General features: G+C 69.1%; 14 protein-coding genes, 1 tRNA gene and 1 riboswitch. Of the genes, 8 read left to right on the forward strand and 7 right to left on the reverse strand.

All coding sequences use genetic code 11. The features are described 5' to 3' along the window. Window positions 1–37: 37 nt before the first annotated feature. A riboswitch (S-adenosyl-L-homocysteine riboswitch) is annotated at window positions 38–147 on the reverse strand. Between the two features lie 159 nt (window positions 148–306). Beyond that, window positions 307–1,251, forward strand: coding sequence for a polyprenyl synthetase family protein (locus tag ACPP3B_RS04070; RefSeq protein WP_299023055.1), 945 nt, complete (start codon window positions 307–309; stop codon window positions 1,249–1,251). Window positions 1,252–1,270: 19 nt separating this feature from the next. Next, a tRNA-Pro gene (locus ACPP3B_RS04075) sits at window positions 1,271–1,347 on the forward strand. A 78-nt stretch (window positions 1,348–1,425) separates the two neighbouring features. On the opposite strand, the gene ACPP3B_RS04080 is transcribed toward ACPP3B_RS04075, so the two are convergent. Next, window positions 1,426–2,634: an HD-GYP domain-containing protein gene (locus tag ACPP3B_RS04080; RefSeq protein ID WP_424859810.1), complete on the reverse strand. Its 1,209-nt coding sequence runs from the start codon at window positions 2,632–2,634 to the stop codon at window positions 1,426–1,428. A 114-nt stretch (window positions 2,635–2,748) separates the two neighbouring features. Here ACPP3B_RS04080 and ACPP3B_RS04085 point away from each other — a divergent pair, with 114 nt between their 5' ends. Both ACPP3B_RS04085 and ACPP3B_RS04090 read left to right on the forward strand, forming a co-directional pair. Beyond that, window positions 2,749–4,041 carry an HD-GYP domain-containing protein gene (locus tag ACPP3B_RS04085; RefSeq protein ID WP_424859811.1) on the forward strand — a complete coding sequence of 431 codons (1,293 nt, stop codon included), beginning with the start codon at window positions 2,749–2,751 and terminating at the stop codon, window positions 4,039–4,041. Next, window positions 4,038–6,467 carry an EAL domain-containing protein gene (locus tag ACPP3B_RS04090; protein WP_424859812.1) on the forward strand — a complete coding sequence of 810 codons (2,430 nt, stop codon included), beginning with the start codon at window positions 4,038–4,040 and terminating at the stop codon, window positions 6,465–6,467. Before ACPP3B_RS04085 ends, ACPP3B_RS04090 begins: the two co-directional genes overlap by 4 nt. Before the next feature lie 8 nt (window positions 6,468–6,475). On the opposite strand, the gene ACPP3B_RS04095 is transcribed toward ACPP3B_RS04090, so the two are convergent. Together ACPP3B_RS04095 and ACPP3B_RS04100 are read right to left on the reverse strand one after the other, a co-directional pair. Next, window positions 6,476–7,000, reverse strand: a complete 525-nt coding sequence (locus ACPP3B_RS04095; protein WP_424859813.1) for a TlpA disulfide reductase family protein — start codon at window positions 6,998–7,000, stop codon at window positions 6,476–6,478. Next, window positions 6,982–7,617: a hypothetical protein gene (locus ACPP3B_RS04100; protein WP_424859814.1), complete on the reverse strand. Its 636-nt coding sequence runs from the start codon at window positions 7,615–7,617 to the stop codon at window positions 6,982–6,984. Before ACPP3B_RS04100 ends, ACPP3B_RS04095 begins: the two co-directional genes overlap by 19 nt. A 56-nt stretch (window positions 7,618–7,673) precedes the next feature. Here ACPP3B_RS04100 and mpl point away from each other — a divergent pair, with 56 nt between their 5' ends. Then, the gene (mpl, locus tag ACPP3B_RS04105) at window positions 7,674–9,101 is read left to right on the forward strand and encodes a UDP-N-acetylmuramate:L-alanyl-gamma-D-glutamyl-meso-diaminopimelate ligase (RefSeq protein ID WP_424859815.1); all 1,428 of its coding nucleotides are present in this window, start codon (window positions 7,674–7,676) and stop codon (window positions 9,099–9,101) included. Here the strand turns inward: mpl and ACPP3B_RS04110 are convergent. The 4 genes from ACPP3B_RS04110 to rodA all read right to left on the reverse strand — a co-directional run bounded on the left by ACPP3B_RS04110 (window position 9,095) and on the right by rodA (window position 13,580). Beyond that, a complete protein-coding gene (locus ACPP3B_RS04110; RefSeq protein ID WP_299021640.1) occupies window positions 9,095–9,415 on the reverse strand; it encodes a hypothetical protein in 321 nt (106 codons plus the stop codon). The two genes, mpl and ACPP3B_RS04110, sit on opposite strands and share 7 nt — an antisense overlap. 73 nt (window positions 9,416–9,488) lie before the next feature. Next, window positions 9,489–10,634 carry a 3-deoxy-7-phosphoheptulonate synthase gene (locus ACPP3B_RS04115; RefSeq protein ID WP_299021642.1) on the reverse strand — a complete coding sequence of 382 codons (1,146 nt, stop codon included), beginning with the start codon at window positions 10,632–10,634 and terminating at the stop codon, window positions 9,489–9,491. Between the two features lie 268 nt (window positions 10,635–10,902). After that, window positions 10,903–12,375 (reverse strand): metalloprotease TldD, encoded by a 1,473-nt coding sequence (gene tldD / locus ACPP3B_RS04120; RefSeq protein WP_424859816.1) that lies wholly within the window; start codon window positions 12,373–12,375, stop codon window positions 10,903–10,905. Window positions 12,376–12,422: 47 nt separating this feature from the next. After that, the gene (gene rodA, locus ACPP3B_RS04125; RefSeq protein WP_424859817.1) at window positions 12,423–13,580 is read right to left on the reverse strand and encodes a rod shape-determining protein RodA; all 1,158 of its coding nucleotides are present in this window, start codon (window positions 13,578–13,580) and stop codon (window positions 12,423–12,425) included. A 24-nt stretch (window positions 13,581–13,604) separates the two neighbouring features. Between rodA and ACPP3B_RS04130 the strand changes: the two genes are divergently transcribed. From ACPP3B_RS04130 to ACPP3B_RS04140, 3 genes are all read left to right on the forward strand, one after another. After that, on the forward strand, window positions 13,605–14,231 hold the full coding sequence (locus ACPP3B_RS04130; protein WP_424859818.1) for a YqiA/YcfP family alpha/beta fold hydrolase: 627 nt from the start codon (window positions 13,605–13,607) through the stop codon (window positions 14,229–14,231). A 6-nt stretch (window positions 14,232–14,237) separates the two neighbouring features. After that, on the forward strand, window positions 14,238–15,647 hold the full coding sequence (radA, locus tag ACPP3B_RS04135; protein WP_424859819.1) for a DNA repair protein RadA: 1,410 nt from the start codon (window positions 14,238–14,240) through the stop codon (window positions 15,645–15,647). Between the two features lie 93 nt (window positions 15,648–15,740). Further along, window positions 15,741–16,412 (forward strand): 7-cyano-7-deazaguanine/7-aminomethyl-7-deazaguanine transporter, encoded by a 672-nt coding sequence (locus tag ACPP3B_RS04140; protein WP_299019074.1) that lies wholly within the window; start codon window positions 15,741–15,743, stop codon window positions 16,410–16,412. Window positions 16,413–16,514: the final 102 nt, after the last annotated feature.

Genomic DNA, 16,514 nt, shown 5'->3' on the forward strand with positions numbered 1-16,514 from the left:
CCACCGCCGTGGCGCACACGGTTGCTCACGCCACGTCGGTGGGTGAGCGTCGTTGTGCCAGAGAGCCGCCATCCCAGCACGGGCGCGGCCGCGTCCCCCGAGCCTCGCGCTGGCGGTGAGGCCAACGCTGCAACGCTCCTCGAAGAACGACCCCATTATAGGCGGTCGGGGCCGGCCGTGTGGCCTTCCTATAATTGCCGGGTTGATCGGCGCCCGGCCGCCCCGGGTACCCGGACGTCACGCCCCATCTTGAACGCCACCCCGCCCTCCTCCCCCGCGCACGCGCTGTCCCTGGTCGCCGCCGACATGCAGGCGGTGGATGCCGTCATCCAGCAGCGCCTGGGCAGCGAGGTACCGTTGGTGGGTCAGGTGGCGCACTACATCATCGGTGCCGGGGGCAAGCGGGTGCGGCCCGCGCTGCTGTTGCTGCTGTGCGGCGCGCTGGGCTGCCACGACCCGCGCCGCCACACGCTGGCGGCGGTCGTCGAGTTCATCCACACCGCCACGCTGCTGCACGACGACGTGGTGGACGAGTCCACCCTGCGCCGCGGACGCGATACCGCCAACCAAGTGTTCGGCAACGCGGCCAGCGTGCTGGTGGGCGACTTTTTGTACTCGCGCGCCTTTCAGATGATGGTGGATTGCGGCGACATGCGCATCATGCGCGTGCTGGCCGATGCCACCAACGTGATCGCCGAAGGAGAGGTGCTGCAGCTGATGAACATGCACGACGCGCACCTGGACGAGGCGGCGTACCTGCGCGTCATCCGCGCCAAGACAGCAAAGCTGTTCGAAGCGAGCGCACGCCTGGCCGCGATATTGGCGGGCGCCGATGCCGAGACGGAGGAACGTTGCGCCACCGTCGGCCAAGCGCTGGGGGCGGCGTTCCAGATCGTCGATGACGTGCTGGATTACGAGGGCGACGCCGCCGAGTTGGGCAAAAACCTGGGCGACGACCTGCGCGAAGGCAAGGTGACGTTGCCCCTGATTTGCACGCTGCGCCGCTGCACCCCGGACGAAGCGACCCTGATCCGCCAGGCAATCGAAGCCGGCGACGCGGAGCGGCTCGACGACATTTTTTCCATCGTACGGCGCAGCGGCGGCCTGGACGAGGCGCGCGCCCATGCCGCCGCCGAGGCGCAGCGGGCCATCGACGCGGCCGCGGCGCTGCCTGCGGGCAGCGCCGCGCAGGAATTGCACCGGCAAGCTCTGCTACAATTAGCGGCTCAGCTATTGCAGCGCCGCTCTTGAGGGCAGCGCTGGAGCACATCGGGGTGTAGCTTAGCCTGGTAGAGCGCTACGTTCGGGACGTAGAGGCCGGAGGTTCGAATCCTCTCACCCCGACCAGGAATCGCCCGCGCGCATCGCGATCTCCCGCGGGGTAGCCGAGCTGCCCAGAGCACCTCGACAAAGACGCTCCCTTCCTCAAATCCTCACCAACAACCGCGACGGCTGAATTCGGATTTTGACCGCATCGGCTTCGACCGCCCGCCGCACGGCATAGGCCGGGTCGGCGGTATCGCGCAGCGGCGGCTCGCCGCGCGGCAAGCCGTCGCGCGTGGTCAGGGCAAACACCAGTGGCACGTTGGCGCGCCGCCCGCGGCGCGCCACGACGGCGATCTCGCCGCTGGCCAGCTCGACATACGTGCCGGGCAGGTACAGGCCCAGCGCCTTGACGAACGCCGACCCGAGCGGCGTGGGCATGCCGCTGGCATCCAGGTAGACGTCGCGCACGGCACGCGGGGCCGGCAGCCCGGCACGGCTCAGACGCGGGCTGATGCGCGCGACGAACACATCGGCCATGCGCAGCAGTTGGGCATCGTCGCTGACGACGACCCGGCCCAGCGGGTACCCTGCGCCACCCAGCTGCTCGTGGTGGTCGCGCACCAGCTCCAGCCAGGCCTCGTCGCGCACGCCCACGGCGCGCAGCAGCGCCTCGCCACGCACCGGATGGTCGAAGACGACGCGCCGCTGATCGCGCGTCAGCGGGGTGTCCTGCCGCGCCAGATCGTCGTGCAGCCGCGCCATGCCGACGTTCATGGTCATGGCGGCGCGCTGCAGCGCCTGCAGACGCGGCGCCGCCCAGCCCAACGTCTGCCCCACCAGCCGCACCACCAGACCACACAGCAAGGCATGGCTGGCACTGTAGCCCTGGCGGCGGTCCATCAACATCTGCACCAGCACGAACAGGCTGTCGTCGATGCGCAAGCGCGTCAGCGCCAGCACGCGCTGTTCGATGCGCAAGAAGCGGTCGCCAAAGTCATGGACCGCCTGCCCCTGGTGCAGCAGCAGGGTGAGCTGCTCGTGCACGTCGGCCCAGTGCTCCTCGATCGGCCGCTGCTCGGGATCGGGCGCGGGCGCCTCCGCCACGCCCATGGGCCGCGCGACGGCCGCGATGTCCTCCAGCGGCTGCTCGCCACGCAGCGCGCGGTCGATGGCCGCGGTATAGCGGTAGGTCCAGTCGCGAAACTCGTCACTTTTGACCTGTGCGTTGTGCAGGCGTAACCATTCGCGATGGCGCTCATCGCGAACCGGCTGCCCCTTGCGCAGCAGCAGCTGGCCGTGGCCATCCCAGACGTCGACCGGCAGCGGCTCGCCCAGGGTGATGTCATCGATCGGCAATGGAACGTACATAGAGTGGCATCCAACCCATACTGTAGTACGACCGACAGTGCCGCAAGCCGCAAAAAGCACTCGAATCGGGGTTTCGTTGCGATAATCCCTTCATGTTGACCCGAGGACCCCAGGATGCCTGACGCGTCGCTACCCCTGATCCCCGTAGCGGATCTGCGGGTCGGGCACTACGTCCTGCTCGACCTCGGCTGGATGGAGCATCCGTTTCCGCGCAACCAGTTTCGGCTGACGTCGCAGCGGCAGATCGAGACCATCCAGGCGCTGGGCCTGACCCGGGTGCGCATCGACCCCGCGCGCAGCGACCTGGAGGCACTGGAAGCGCCCGCGCCGCCCGGCGCGGATCGGCGCCGCGCGGATACCCCAGCGGCCGAGGCCTCCACCCCTCGTACGCCCTCCGACCCGCGCGCCCAGGCGCTGGCCGAGCAACGCCGGTCGCTGCAGCGCTGCGAGCGCCAATATCACGAAGGGGCACGGCGCTATCGGGCGCTGCAAGAGGCGGTGGAGCGCGATCCCCGGGCCGCTGCGGCCGAGGCGCACACGCTGGTCGGGTCGCTGCTGGCCGACATCGACGGCCAGGGCGAGTCGGCCATCCGTCTGCTGGGCGATGTGCAGGGTGACCGCGGCGCGCAGCACGCGATGAACGTAACGGTGCTGGCGCTGCTGCTCGGCCGCGCGATGGGGCTGAGCGCCGACGAACAGACGGCGCTGGGCCTGGCAGCGTTCGTGCACGACATCGGCAAGGTGCGCCTGCCCGACTTGGTGCGCTACAAAGACGATGCCTTCACCGCGACGCAGCTCAAGGTGTACCAGGAGCACGTCGAGCACGGCGTGACGCTGGCGCAGGCGATGGCCTTGGCGCCTGCCGTGGTGCAGGCGATCGCGCAGCACCACGAGGCGGCCGACGGCAGCGGCTTTCCCCGGGGATGCAGCGGTGCGGAGATGTCCCCTGCGGCCCACGTTCTGGCGCTCATCAACCGCTACGACGGGATGTGCAACCCCCTCAACCCGGCGCGGGCCCTGACGCCGCACGAGGCACTGTCACGGCTGTTTGCCATGCACAAGTCGCGCTTCGATGCCAAGACCTTGAGCGCCTTCATCCGCATGGTCGGCGTTTATCCGCCAGGCTCGATCGTGCAACTCAGCGACGGGCGCTTTGCGCAAGTGCAGGCGGTCAACGCGGCTCGCCCGCTCAAGCCGCGCGTGCTGGTGCACGATCCACGCACGCCACGCAGCGAAGCGCTGCTGCTCGACCTGCAAGACACGCCAGACCTATCCATCCAACGCAGTCTGCGCCCTGATCAGCTGCCGCGCGCCGCGCTCGACTATTTGGAGCCGCGACCCCGGTACTGCTATTTTTTCGAGCGCGCGCTTCGACCCGAGGGCGAGGCCCGGGAGGCCGCGGCATGAGTTATGTGCACTGGGCACCGATCATCGAGGGGCTGCTGGAGGCGGTATGGGTGATCGACCCGCGCACGCTGCGCGTGCTGACGGTCAACGCGTCGGCCGCGCGGCTGCTGGGCGTGCCGCGCGAGACGCTGCTGGGCAGCCCGGTGCAGGACTGGATCGCCGACCCGCAGGACCATGTGTACTGGCAGGAGTGGCAGGCCGGCATCGTGCAGACGCTAGAGTCCGAAGCCACGGTGCGCCGGGCCGACGGCTCGCTGGTGCGCGTGCAGCGGCGCATCACCCCCGTGACGCCCGACGGCGGCGAGACGGTGGTGCTGGTGGCGATGCAGGACTGCCGTGAATGGCAGCAAACCTGTCAGCAGCTCGAAGCATTGCTGACCGAGCTGCGCGCGGCGCTGGAGTCCACCTCGGACGGCATTCTGGTGTGCGACCTGCAAGGCCACATCCGCGCGTTCAACCGCCCGTTTGCCGCACTGTGGGGGCTGCCGGACGAGCTGCTCACACACCAGGACGACGCCGCGATCTGGGCCCATCTGGCCAGCAGCGTGTCCGATCCGACGGGTTTTCAGAGCCGGCTCGGCGAGCTGCAACGCGCCCCGCTGCTCGAGGCGCACGATGTCATCGTGCTGCGCAACGGCCGCATCCTCGAGCGGGCCTCACGCCCGCAACTGGCGCGCGGCCGCCCGATCGGGCGCGTCTACACCCACCGCGACGTGACCGAACGCGCCGCCACCGACGCCAAACTGCGCTTGGCGGCCAAGCTGTTCGAAGCCAGCCTCGACCCGATCGTCCTGACCGACCCGCGGCACCGCATCGTCGCCTGCAATCCCGCCGCCCTGCGGCTGGCGGGGCTGGATGCGGCAGACCCACAGGGCGATTCGGTGGAGGCCCTGCTATACGCCCCTGGGCGGCCGGACTGGCTGCAGGAGGTAGACACCGCGCTGCAAGCCAAGGGCTATTGGGAAGGCGAGCTTTGGCTGCGCCGGCGTGAGGCACCCGGCGTGGCGTTGCTGGCGTCGTGGGTGCTGCTGCGCGACGGCCAAGGCCAGCCCTTGCACACGGTGTTGTTTGCCAAGGATTTGTCGGAAAAACTCGAGGCCCAACGCCGCATCGAACAACTGGCCTACACCGACCCGCTGACGGGCCTGCCCAACCGCCTGATGTTGGGTGAGCGCGTCGGGCACGCCGTGCGGCTGGCACAGCGCCATGGCCGCGGCTTTGCGCTGCTGTTCCTCGATTTGGACCGCTTCAAGAGCATCAACGACTCGCTCGGGCACCTGTTTGGTGACCGCGTGTTGGTCGAGGTGGCCGCGCGCCTGCAGCGCTGTCTGCGCCAGACCGACACGCTGGCGCGCCTGGGTGGCGACGAGTTCGTCATCCACCTGCACGACGCCGACCGCCGTGCCGCGGAGATCACCGCACGACGCATCATCGAGGCGATCGAGCAGCCGGTCTCGATCGAGGAAATGCAGTTCACACTCTCGTGCAGCATCGGCATCGCGATGTATCCCGACGATGGCGCGACCCTGGATGAGCTGATCCAGCACGCCGACACCGCGATGTACCAGGTCAAGGAGCGCGGCAAAGGGCACTATCGCTTCTACCAAGCCGACATGAATGCCGACCTGCTCGCACGCATCCAGATGGACCACGCGATGCGGCAGGGCCTGGAACGCGGCGAGTTTATGCTGCACTACCAGCCCCGGGTAGAGCTGCGCACCGGCCGGGCCACGGGCTGCGAGGCCCTGCTGCGCTGGCAGCGCCCGGGCGAGGGGTTGGTGATGCCGGGCACCTTCATCGCCGTCGCCGAGGAAACGGGGCTGATCGCCTTGCTGGGGCAATGGGTGCTGGACAGCGCCATCGCGCAGGCCGCCCAATGGGCGGCACAAGGCCGCCCACTGCAAGTGGCCGTCAACGTGTCGGCGTTGCAGTTTCAGCAGGCCGACTTCGTACAGGACGTGGCCGATGCGCTGCAGCGGCACGGCTTGCCACCGCAGTGGCTGGAGTTGGAACTGACCGAGTCGATCCTGATCCGTGACACCGACGAGGCGCTGGCCAAGCTGCAGGCGCTCGCCGACCTGGGGGTGACCCTGGCACTGGACGACTTCGGCACCGGTTTCTCCAGCTTGGTGTATTTGCGACGCTTTCCGCTGCACCGGCTCAAGATCGACCGCAGCTTCATCACAGCGGTGCCAGAAAACCCGACCGATGCGGCGATCGTGGCCGCCATCGTGCAAATGGGTCATGCCCTGTCGATGGAAACCGTGGCCGAGGGCGTGGAGCGGCCCGAGCAGGTGCAGGCGCTGCTCGATTTGGATTGCGACCACTGCCAAGGCTTTTTGTACGCGCGCCCGATGCCCGCCGACGCGCTGCAGGACTGGCTGCAGCAGCGATCCGCCGAGCCGTCACGCCCGGCAGCGGCGTGACCCGGCGCTCATCGAATCGCGTCGGCCCAGGCCTGCAAATCCGACAGCTTGACCTGCCCCAGCTTGCGCTGCACCACCCGGCCGCTGCGATCGAGCACCACGGTAAACGGCAGCGCCCCTGTGGTGTTGCCCAACGACCGCGCGAGTTCCGTGCCACCCAAGCCCGCCAGCCCGATGGGGAACGACAACGGCTGGCGCTGCAGAAACTGGCGCACCGCACTCGGCTGATCGATCGCCAGCGCCAGCACCTGCCAGCCCTGGGCCTGCCGCTCGCGGTAGAAGCGCTCCAGTAACGGCAGTTCCTCGACACACGGCGGGCACCAGGTGCCCCAGAAATTGACCAGCAGCGCCCGGCCGCGAAAGGCCTGCGCTTGGATCTCGCCGCCGTCGGGCGCGTCCCAGCGCAGCGCCCAAAACGCCTGCTCGGCCCCGGCGGCGGGATCGGTCGGCGCCAGCCGCCACCACGACAGCGCGCCGCCAGCGGCCGCCGCCGCGGCCGCCACGGCAGCGATCGTCACGGTCCGTCGTTGCATGTCTCGCATCCTTTCGCCGCGTCGGATTCGGCCGCCGCGAGCAAGTTTCGCAGTTCGGCACGCGTGCCGCGCGGTACCCGCCCCAGCGCGTCGGGCAGGCGCGCGCCGCGCTGGGCCTGCGCATCGTTGACCCACAGGTGCAGGCCGACCGCCTCGCCCAGTCCATCGCAGCGCACGGTCAGGCTCAGCACACTCGTCTCCTTGCCTTGCAAACCCGGCGCGCAGCGCGCGTCGTAATCCAGCCCCGCGTTGATGAGTGCGATTTCCACCGCCTTCGGGTCGTCGCTGAAGAGCTGCAGGTGAATGTCAGACAGGCGCGTTGCCGTGCCGTGCCAGACGGCACCCCCCAGCAAGGGCTCGAACGCCGCCAGCCGCTCCATCCAGGCGAGCGCCGTCTCGCGCAAGGCACGCAACTCGGCGGGCTGCGTGTCGGCGTGAAAGATCGCCAAGTGCTCGCGCACCGCGGCATCGATCATGGCAGGCCCGGGCGGCGGCGTACGGGCGGGCAGGCGCAACCGGGTCAGCGCGCGCTGCAGCGCCCGGCGCGCCTCCAGCCCCTCGTCCACCATCAAGGCGGCAGCGACCGCCGCCCATTCCCGCTGCACGTCGTCATCCATGCCCGCATTGTCCGCCATCGGCGCGAGACCCCAGGCGCGGCCGCGATAATGCCGGGATGCACATCCACATTTTGGGTATTGGTGGCACCTTCATGGGCGGGCTGGCGGCGCTGGCGCGCGAAGCGGGCCACCGGGTGACCGGCTGCGACGCCGGCGTTTATCCGCCCATGAGCGATCAACTGCGCGCCTTGGGCATCGACCTGATCGAAGGCTATGGCGCCGATCAGTTGGCGCTGCGGCCCGACCTGTACGTGGTGGGCAATGTGGTCAGCCGCGCCCGGCTGGCCGACGGCTCGCCGAAGTTTCCGTTGATGGAGGCGATTCTGGACGCCGGGGCGCGCTACACCAGTGGCCCCCAGTGGCTGGGCGAGCACGTGCTGCACGGCCGCCACGTGCTGGCGGTCGCTGGCACGCACGGCAAGACGACGACCACCGCGATGCTGGCGTGGATCCTGGCGCACGCCGGGTGCGAGCCGGGCTTTCTGGTCGGGGGCGTGCCGCACGATTTTGGCGTCTCGGCCCGCTTGGGGCGGCTGCCGACACCCGACGAACGCACGCCGTTCGTGATCGAGGCCGACGAGTACGACACCGCATTTTTCGACAAGCGCAGCAAGTTCGTGCACTACCGGCCGCGCACGGCGGTGCTCAACAACCTGGAATTCGACCACGCCGACATCTTCGACGATTTGGCGGCCATCGAGCGGCAGTTTCACCACCTGCTGCGCACCGTGCCCGCCAGCGGCCGCGTGATCGCCAACGGGTTGGAGGAGAGCCTGACCCGCGTGCTTCACCAAGGATGTTGGAGCGAGCTGCGCACCTTCGGCGCCACCGACAGCGATTACACGGCCGAGGGCGAGCCGCAGGATTTCACGGTGCTGCGCCGCGGGCAGCCGGTGGCGCGGGTGCGCTGGTCGCTGGCCGGGGTGCACAACCAGCTCAACGCGCTGGCCGCCATCGCGGCCGCCGAGCACGTGGGCGTCGATCCGGCGCAGGCGGCCGAGGCCCTGGCAGCGTTTCAAGGCGTGCGGCGGCGGCTGGAGGTGCGCGGGCGCGTGGCCCTGCCCGGTGGCGAGGTGACGGTGTACGACGACTTCGCCCACCACCCGACGGCGATACGCACCACGATCGACGGCTTGCACCGACGCCTGCAGCGCGAGGGGCGTGCGCACGAGCGGATTCTTGCCATTTTCGAGCCGCGCTCCAATACCATGAAGCTGGGCACGATGAAAGCCCAGCTGCCGTGGGCGCTGGCGGGGGCCGAGTGGGCGTTTTGCCACGCCGGCGGGCTGGACTGGGACGCGGCCGCCGCACTGGCCCCACTGGGCGAGCGGGCCAAGGTGGCGCCCGACATCGACACCCTGGTCACGCAGGTGCTGGCCACGGTGCAGCCGGGCGACCACCTGTTGTGCATGAGCAACGGCAGCTTCGGCGGCGTGCACGAGCGGCTGTTGGCAGCGCTGCGCGCGCGCGCTGGCGCTCAGTAGCCCACGGTCATCGCCGGCACGTCCACCTTGACGACGGGCTTGCCGAGCAGGCTGCTGGCGGCGCGCGCGTACACCATGGCCCAGGGCCGGTGGGCCGGGTCGGCAAAGCGCTCCTCGCCCACGGTCTGGGCGATGGCCAGCACCTTGTCGGCCGTCAGCACCTTGCCGCTCAGACGCAGCGGCTCGCAGCCCAGCTCGATGAATTGCTGATCGAGCCACTGCCGCGCCAGCTCGTGCGGCATGGGCTGCACCTCGTCGAGGTCGAACGTGTACTCCCGATCGGGGCCGAAGTGAACGATGACGTGGTTGCGCATGGCAGGGCTTTGCGGGGTGGGACGATGGGTGCCTATCCTACCCGAGACCCGTCGGCCGCGTGCCCCACTCTGCTCATGCCCGCTTGGCCTTGCGCGAGCGCCGCTGCGCGACGGCATCGGCCAGCATCTGCAGCACCTGAACCGAGGTGTCCCAGTCGATGCAGGCGTCGGTGATGCTGCGGCCGTATTCCAGCGTGGCCGGGTCGTCCTTGCCGGGCGTGAATTTCTGCGCCCCAGCCCGCAAGTGGCTCTCGACCATGATGCCAAAGATGCGGTCCGACCCCGCCGCGATCTGACCAGCGATGTCGCGCGCCACGTCCACCTGGCGCTCGTGCTGTTTTTGGCTGTTGCCGTGGCTGCAGTCGACCATCACGCGCGCGGGCAGTTTGGCCTCTTGCAATTGCTGGCAGGCGATGGCCACGCTATCGGCGTCGTAGTTGGGCAGCTTGCCGCCGCGCAAGATGACGTGGCAATCGGTATTGCCCTTGGTGCGTACGATGGCGACCTGGCCATTTTTGTGCACCGACAGGAAATGGTGCGGCCGGCTAGCGGCCTGAATGGCGTCGGTGGCGATGCGGATGTTGCCGTCGGTGCCATTCTTGAAACCGATGGGCGCGCTCAGCCCCGAGGCCAGCTCACGGTGCACCTGGCTCTCGGTGGTACGGGCGCCGATCGCACCCCAGGCAATCAGGTCGGCGATGTACTGCGGGCTGATGACGTCGAGAAATTCGCTCGCCGCCGGCAGCCCCAGCCGATTGATGTCGATGAGGAGCTGGCGCGCGATACGCAGGCCTTCATCGATGCGAAAACTCTCGTCCAGGTAGGGATCGTTGATCAGCCCTTTCCAGCCCACCGTGGTGCGTGGCTTTTCGAAATACACGCGCATCACCACCTCCAGCGTGTCGGCGTGCTGATCGCGCAGCGCCTTCAGACGCCGGGCGTAGTCCATGGCCGCGGCCGGGTCATGGATGGAGCACGGCCCGATGATGACGAGCAGCCGGTCATCCTTGCCGTGCAGGATTTGGTGGATGGCGCGGCGCGTGTGGGTGATGAGCTTTTCGATCGCGGTACCGCGAATCGGAAAGAAGCGAATCAGATGCTCGGGCGGCGGCAGCACGGTGATGTCCTCGATGCGTTGGTCGTCGGTCTGACTGGTGCGGTCGGCCGGGTGCGGATACCACGCATCGGTGCTGCTGGCTTTGCTGGGGCTCGGGCTCATGGGTCGCTCCTTGGAGAGGGTGGGAGATGAAGTCAAAAAAAAACCGCCGGTGGGGACCGACGGTTTCGAGTTCAGTGGGCTGTTACAGGGCGCTTTCAGACCTCTCTGCCGTCGGTGACGCGTGAGAACCAAAAGGTGCCGAAGTAAAAGCCGCGCAGTTGCATAGGCCTGACTGTAGCACAGCCTGCATGACACGATGCTGACAACCCGCACGCACCGCGCCGTTGTCGTGCGGGTGCAACGCTCGGGCGCGCTGCGACGGTGGCCATCAGGCCGTCCCCCCCACGGTCAGCCCGTCCAGGCGCAGGGTCGGCTGCCCAACGCCCACGGGCACGCTCTGGCCCTCTTTGCCGCAGGTGCCGATGCCGCTGTCGAGCGCGAGGTCACGGCCGATCAGGACCACGCGCTTGAGCGCTTCCGGCCCGCTGCCGATGAGGGTCGCGCCCTTGACCGGATAGACGGGGCGGCCGTTTTCCACCCACCACGCGCTGCTGGCCGAAAAGACGAACTTGCCACTGGTGATATCGACCTGTCCGCCGCCGAACTGGGTGGCGTACAGACCGCGGCGCACACTGGCGATGATTTCCTGCGGGTCGTGCTCGCCCGCCAGCATGTAGGTGTTGGTCATGCGCGGCATGGGCAAGTGGGCATAGCTCTCGCGCCGACCGTTGCCGGTGGGGGCCACCCCCATCAGGCGGGCGTTGAGCCGGTCCTGCAAGTAGCCGCGCAAGATACCGTCCTCGATGAGCACGTTGCGCTGGCTGGCGTTGCCCTCGTCGTCCATGTTGAGCGAGCCGCGTCGGCCCTCGAGGGTGCCGTCGTCGAGCACGGTCACACCCTTGGCCGCGACGCGCTCGCCGATGCGACCGGCAAACGCGCTGGAACCTTTGCGATTGAAATCCCCCTCCAGCCCGTGGCCCACGGCCTCGTGCAGCAGCACGCCAGGCCACCCGGGGCCCAACACCACGGTCATCTCGCCCGCCGGGGCGGGGCGCGACTCCAGGTTGGTCAGCGCGGCCTGCACCGCCTCGTCCACGTAGCGCGCCAGCAGCGCGTCGTCGAAGCGGTCGAGCCCAAAGCGACCGCCGCCGCCCGAGGTGCCGACCTCGCGCCGCTCGCCTTGCTGCGCGATCACGGTCAGCGACAGCCGCACCAAGGGCCGCACATCGGCCGCCAGCACACCATCGGCGCGCGCCACCAGCACCACGTCGTACTCCGCTGCCAGCCCGGCCATCACCTGCACGATACGCGGGTCGCGCGCGCGCGCCATCTTCTCGACGCGTTCGAGCAGCGCCACTTTGGCGGCGCTCTCCAGCGTGGCGATGGGGTCGTGCCCCCCGTAGAGCTGGCGCGACGGCGCCACCGAAGGGCGCGTCCGGCGCCGCCCGACGCGCGCACACTGTGCCCCGCCCTGGCGGCCGATGGCGCGCACACTCTCGGCCGCCTCGCGCAGCGCGGCCCACGACAAGTCGTCGGAGTAGGCAAATGCCGTCTTGTCGCCGCTGACGGCGCGCACGCCGACCCCCTGGTCGATACTGAACGACCCGGTCTTGACGATGCCCTCCTCCAGGCTCCAGCCCTCGCTGCGCGTGTACTGGAAGTACAGGTCGGCGTCATCGACACCGGGCGCCATGATGGCCGACAGCGCGCGGCGCAGATGGGTTTCGTCCAAGCCATAAGGCTCGAGCAACAAAGCGCGCGCCGTGGCCAGGCGCGCTAGGGTGGGTTCGACGGCGATCATGACGGCATTGTAGGCAGCCCCGTCCGACCGTGCACGGGGACACTCCCTCAAGTGGGAATCAGGCGCTTGTGGCGGCCCACCGACAGCATCATGCCAAGGCTGGCTCCCAGCGTGACCATGGCGGTGCCACCGTAGCTCAAAAACGGCAGCGGCACGCCCACCACGGGCAAGATGCCGCTGACCATGCCCATATTGACAAACGCGTAGACCGCCGGCACCAATATCAGCGCTCCCGCCAGCAGGCGCCCAAACAAGGTGGACGCCTCGGCCGCCAGCATCAGCCCGCGCGCGATGAAATAGGTGTACGCCGCCAGCAATATCAGCACCCCGACGAAGCCAAACTCCTCGGCAAACGCCGCGAAGATGAAATCCGTGCTGCGCTCGGGCACGAAGTCCAGGTGCGTCTGCGTCCCCTGCATGAAACCTTTTCCCCACAGGCCGCCCGAGCCAATGGCGATGAGGCCCTGCAGGATATGAAACCCCTTACCGAGCGGGTCACGGGTCGGATCCAGCAGCGTGCACACGCGCTGGCGCTGGTATTCGTGCAGCACCACCCAATCGACCCCCGGCGCGCACCACTGGGGCTCCATCACGATCAGCGTGACGATGCCCACGGCCCCCAGCAGCAGCGGCGGCACGATCAGCTTCCAACTCAGCCCGGCCAGATAAATGACGAACAAGCCCGAGGCCGCCACCAACAGCGCCGTGCCCAAATCGGGCTGCTTGAGGATGAGCGCGACGGGCACGGCCAACAAGCCCAGCGCCACCGCGAATTCGCGCGCCTGCAGCCGCCCCTCGCGGCGCTGGAACCACCACGCCAGCATCAGTGGCATCGCGATCTTCATGATCTCGCTGGGCTGGATGGTGATGACGCCCAAGTCGAGCCAGCGCTGCGCCCCCTTGCGCGTGACGCCAAACAGTTCCACGGCCACCAGCAGGACGACACCGGCGGCGTAGGTGGGCACCGCCAGCGCCTGCAGCCGCTGCGGCGGTATCTGCGCGACCGCAAACATGACCACGGCCGCGATGAGCAGGTTGCGCAGGTGGTCGGCGTAGCGCCCGGGGATGTCGTACGCCACCGACCACATCACCCCCTGGCCGATGAGCGCCAGCAGCGCCACGGCGAGTAAAAACCGCCCATCAAAGCCGCGCACCAGCGGCGCCAGACGCGACAGCAGCGGGGGTTTTTGCAGGACGACAGCCATGGGGCATGGATTATGCTGCGCGCCATGGCATCCGCACCAACGCCCCGTCCATCGCTGCCGGCGCTCGCGCCCGTGAGCCATTTGCTGTACTTGCACGGCTTTCGCTCGTCGCCGCGCTCGACCAAGGCGCGCATGGTCGCCGAGCGCGTCGCGCGCGACCACCCGCGCGTGACCTGGTGCTGCCCCCAGTTGCCGCCGTCGCCCGCGGCGGCCTGGGCTTTGATCGAGCGCAGCGTGGCAGACTGGCCCCGGGGCGCGATGGGCGTCATCGGCTCCTCGCTGGGCGGCTTTTACGCCACCCGGCTGGCGGCGCTGACCGGCTGCCGCGCGGTGCTGCTCAACCCGGCGGTGGACCCGGCGCGTGACCTGGCTCGGCACATCGGCGAGCACACCGCGTGGCACGACCCACAGGAGCGCTTTTTCTTTCGCCCCGAATACGTGCAGGAGCTGCGCGCGCTGGCAGTGGGTGCCCTGCCCGAGCCGGCGCGCGTGCTGCTGGTGGCCGCCACCGGGGACGAGGTCTTGGACTGGCGCGAGATGGTGGCGCGCTACCCCGGCAGCCCGCAGCGCATCGTGCCCGGCAGCGATCACGCGCTGTCGGACTTCGCGGCGCACCTGGACGCGGTGCTGGCGCACCTGCATCTGATTTGAGACCGCATGGCCAAGGACAAAACCACCTACATTTGCAGCGAATGCGGCGGCAGCAGCCCGCGCTGGCTGGGCAAGTGCCCGCACTGCGGCGCCTGGAATACGCTGGTAGAGGCGCTGGCCGAGCCGGCCCCGGGCAGGCACCGCCTCAGCGCCCTACGCCAGGGGCTGGCCAGCACCGGCACGCTGACGCGGCTGGGCGACATCGAGGCCGCCGACGTGGCGCGCACGCCCACCGGCTTGCCTGAGCTCGACCGGGTGCTGGGCGGCGGCATCGTCGCCGGCGCGGTGGTGCTCATCGGCGGCGACCCCGGCATCGGCAAATCCACGCTGCTGTTGCAGGCGCTGGATGCGCTGCAACGTGCGGGGCTGCCCACGCTGTATGTGACCGGCGAGGAAAGCGGCGCCCAGGTGGCGCTGCGCGCGCGCCGACTGGGCCTTATCGACAGCCAGGTGCCGGTGCTGGCCGAAATCCAGCTCGAGCGCATCGTCGCCACGCTGGAGCGCGAGCGGCCCGCAGTAGCGGTGATCGACTCGATCCAGACCGTCTATACCGAACAGCTCGCCTCGGCACCGGGGTCGGTCGCGCAGGTGCGTGAGTGTGCAGCGCACCTGACGCGACTGGCCAAATCGGGCGGCGACGGGCAGCGCAGCACGACCCTGGTGCTGGTGGGCCACGTGACCAAGGAAGGCGCGCTGGCCGGCCCGCGCGTGCTCGAGCACATGGTCGATACCGTGCTGTACTTCGAAGGCGACACGCACAGCAGCTTCCGTTTGGTGCGTGCGATCAAAAACCGGTTCGGCGCCGTCAACGAGATGGGCGTGTTTGCGATGACCGAGCGCGGCTTGAAAGGCGTGAGCAACCCGAGCGCGCTGTTCCTGAGCCAACATCCCCAGCCGGTACCGGGCAGCTGCGTGCTGGTGACGTTGGAAGGCACGCGCCCGCTGCTGGTGGAAATCCAGGCGCTGGTCGACGGCGGGGGCGCCGCGCCGCGGCGGCTGTCCGTGGGGCTGGAGCGCGACCGGCTGGCCATGCTGCTGGCCGTGCTGCACCGCCACGCGGGGCTGGCGTGCGCGGATCAGGATGTGTTCGTCAACGCCGTGGGCGGTGTGCGCATCGCCGAGCCCGCGGCCGACCTGGCGGTGTTGCTGGCCATCCAGTCGTCGCTGCGCGGCCGCGCGCTGCCGACGCGCTTCGTCGCCTTTGGCGAGGTGGGGTTGGCCGGCGAGGTGCGCCCCGCGCCGCGGGGACTGGAGCGGTTGCGCGAGGCGGCCAAGCTGGGCTTTCGCGTCGCGCTGGTGCCGGCGGCCAACCTGCCACGCAAGCCCGACGCGGCCACGCGCGAGGTGCTCGACGCGATGGAGGTGCACCCGATCGGCCGCATCGAGGAAGCGCTCGACATCGTGCGCGCGTGGTGAGGTCAGTCATCTCGGGCCGATTTCGGGTATGCTCCGCATCCCGTCGGATGGGTTCCCTCACCCCATCGTCATCGCAAAAAAAAAGGACTTCTCATGCACTCGACCCCTATCGCCGCCGGCCAGCGGCCCGGCTGGCTGGGGCTGCCCACGCTGGTGGCCCTCCACATCGTCATCATCATCGCCAGCAACTACCTGGTGCAATTGCCGTTTCAGCTGTTCGGCGTGCACACCACGTGGGGGGCGTTCACCTTCCCGCTCATCTTCGTCATCACCGACCTGACGGTTCGGCTGATCGGCGCACCGGCCGCACGGCGCGTGGTGGCGCGCGTCATGCTGCCGGCACTGGTGGCGTCCTACGTCGTCTCGGTGCTGTTTTTCGAGGGCCGCTTCAACGGCTGGGCGGCGCTCGGCGAGTTCAATGCCTTCGTCTTTCGCATTGCGCTGGCCAGCTTCATCGCCTACGTCGTCGGGCAGCTGGCCGACATCGCCGTGTTTGCCCGCCTGCGCGCGCTGCCACAGTGGTGGATCGCCCCGGCCGCCTCGACCGTGATCGGCAGCCTGCTCGACACGTTCGTCTTTTTCTCGGTCGCGTTCTGGCGCAGCGCCGACCCGTTCATGGCCGAGCACTGGGTCGAAATCGCCTGGGTGGACTACGCCACCAAGCTGGCGTTCAGCCTGCTGGCGCTGCTGCCGCTGTACGGCGCGGCGCTACGTGCGCTGCTGCGCTGGCTGCCCGCGCCACCGCCGCCGGTGCGCACGGCCTGACGGCGCAGGCACCGCGCGGCGTGCCGCAATCGGTGGGCAAGTCGGTACACTGTGGGGCCGCATCGACCCCAACCGGCGCGCCCGCCCGTGTGGCGTGCGCCC

Source organism: Tepidimonas sp. HKU77 (assembly GCF_049728535.1).
Classification (GTDB): Bacteria; Pseudomonadota; Gammaproteobacteria; order Burkholderiales; family Burkholderiaceae_C; genus Tepidimonas.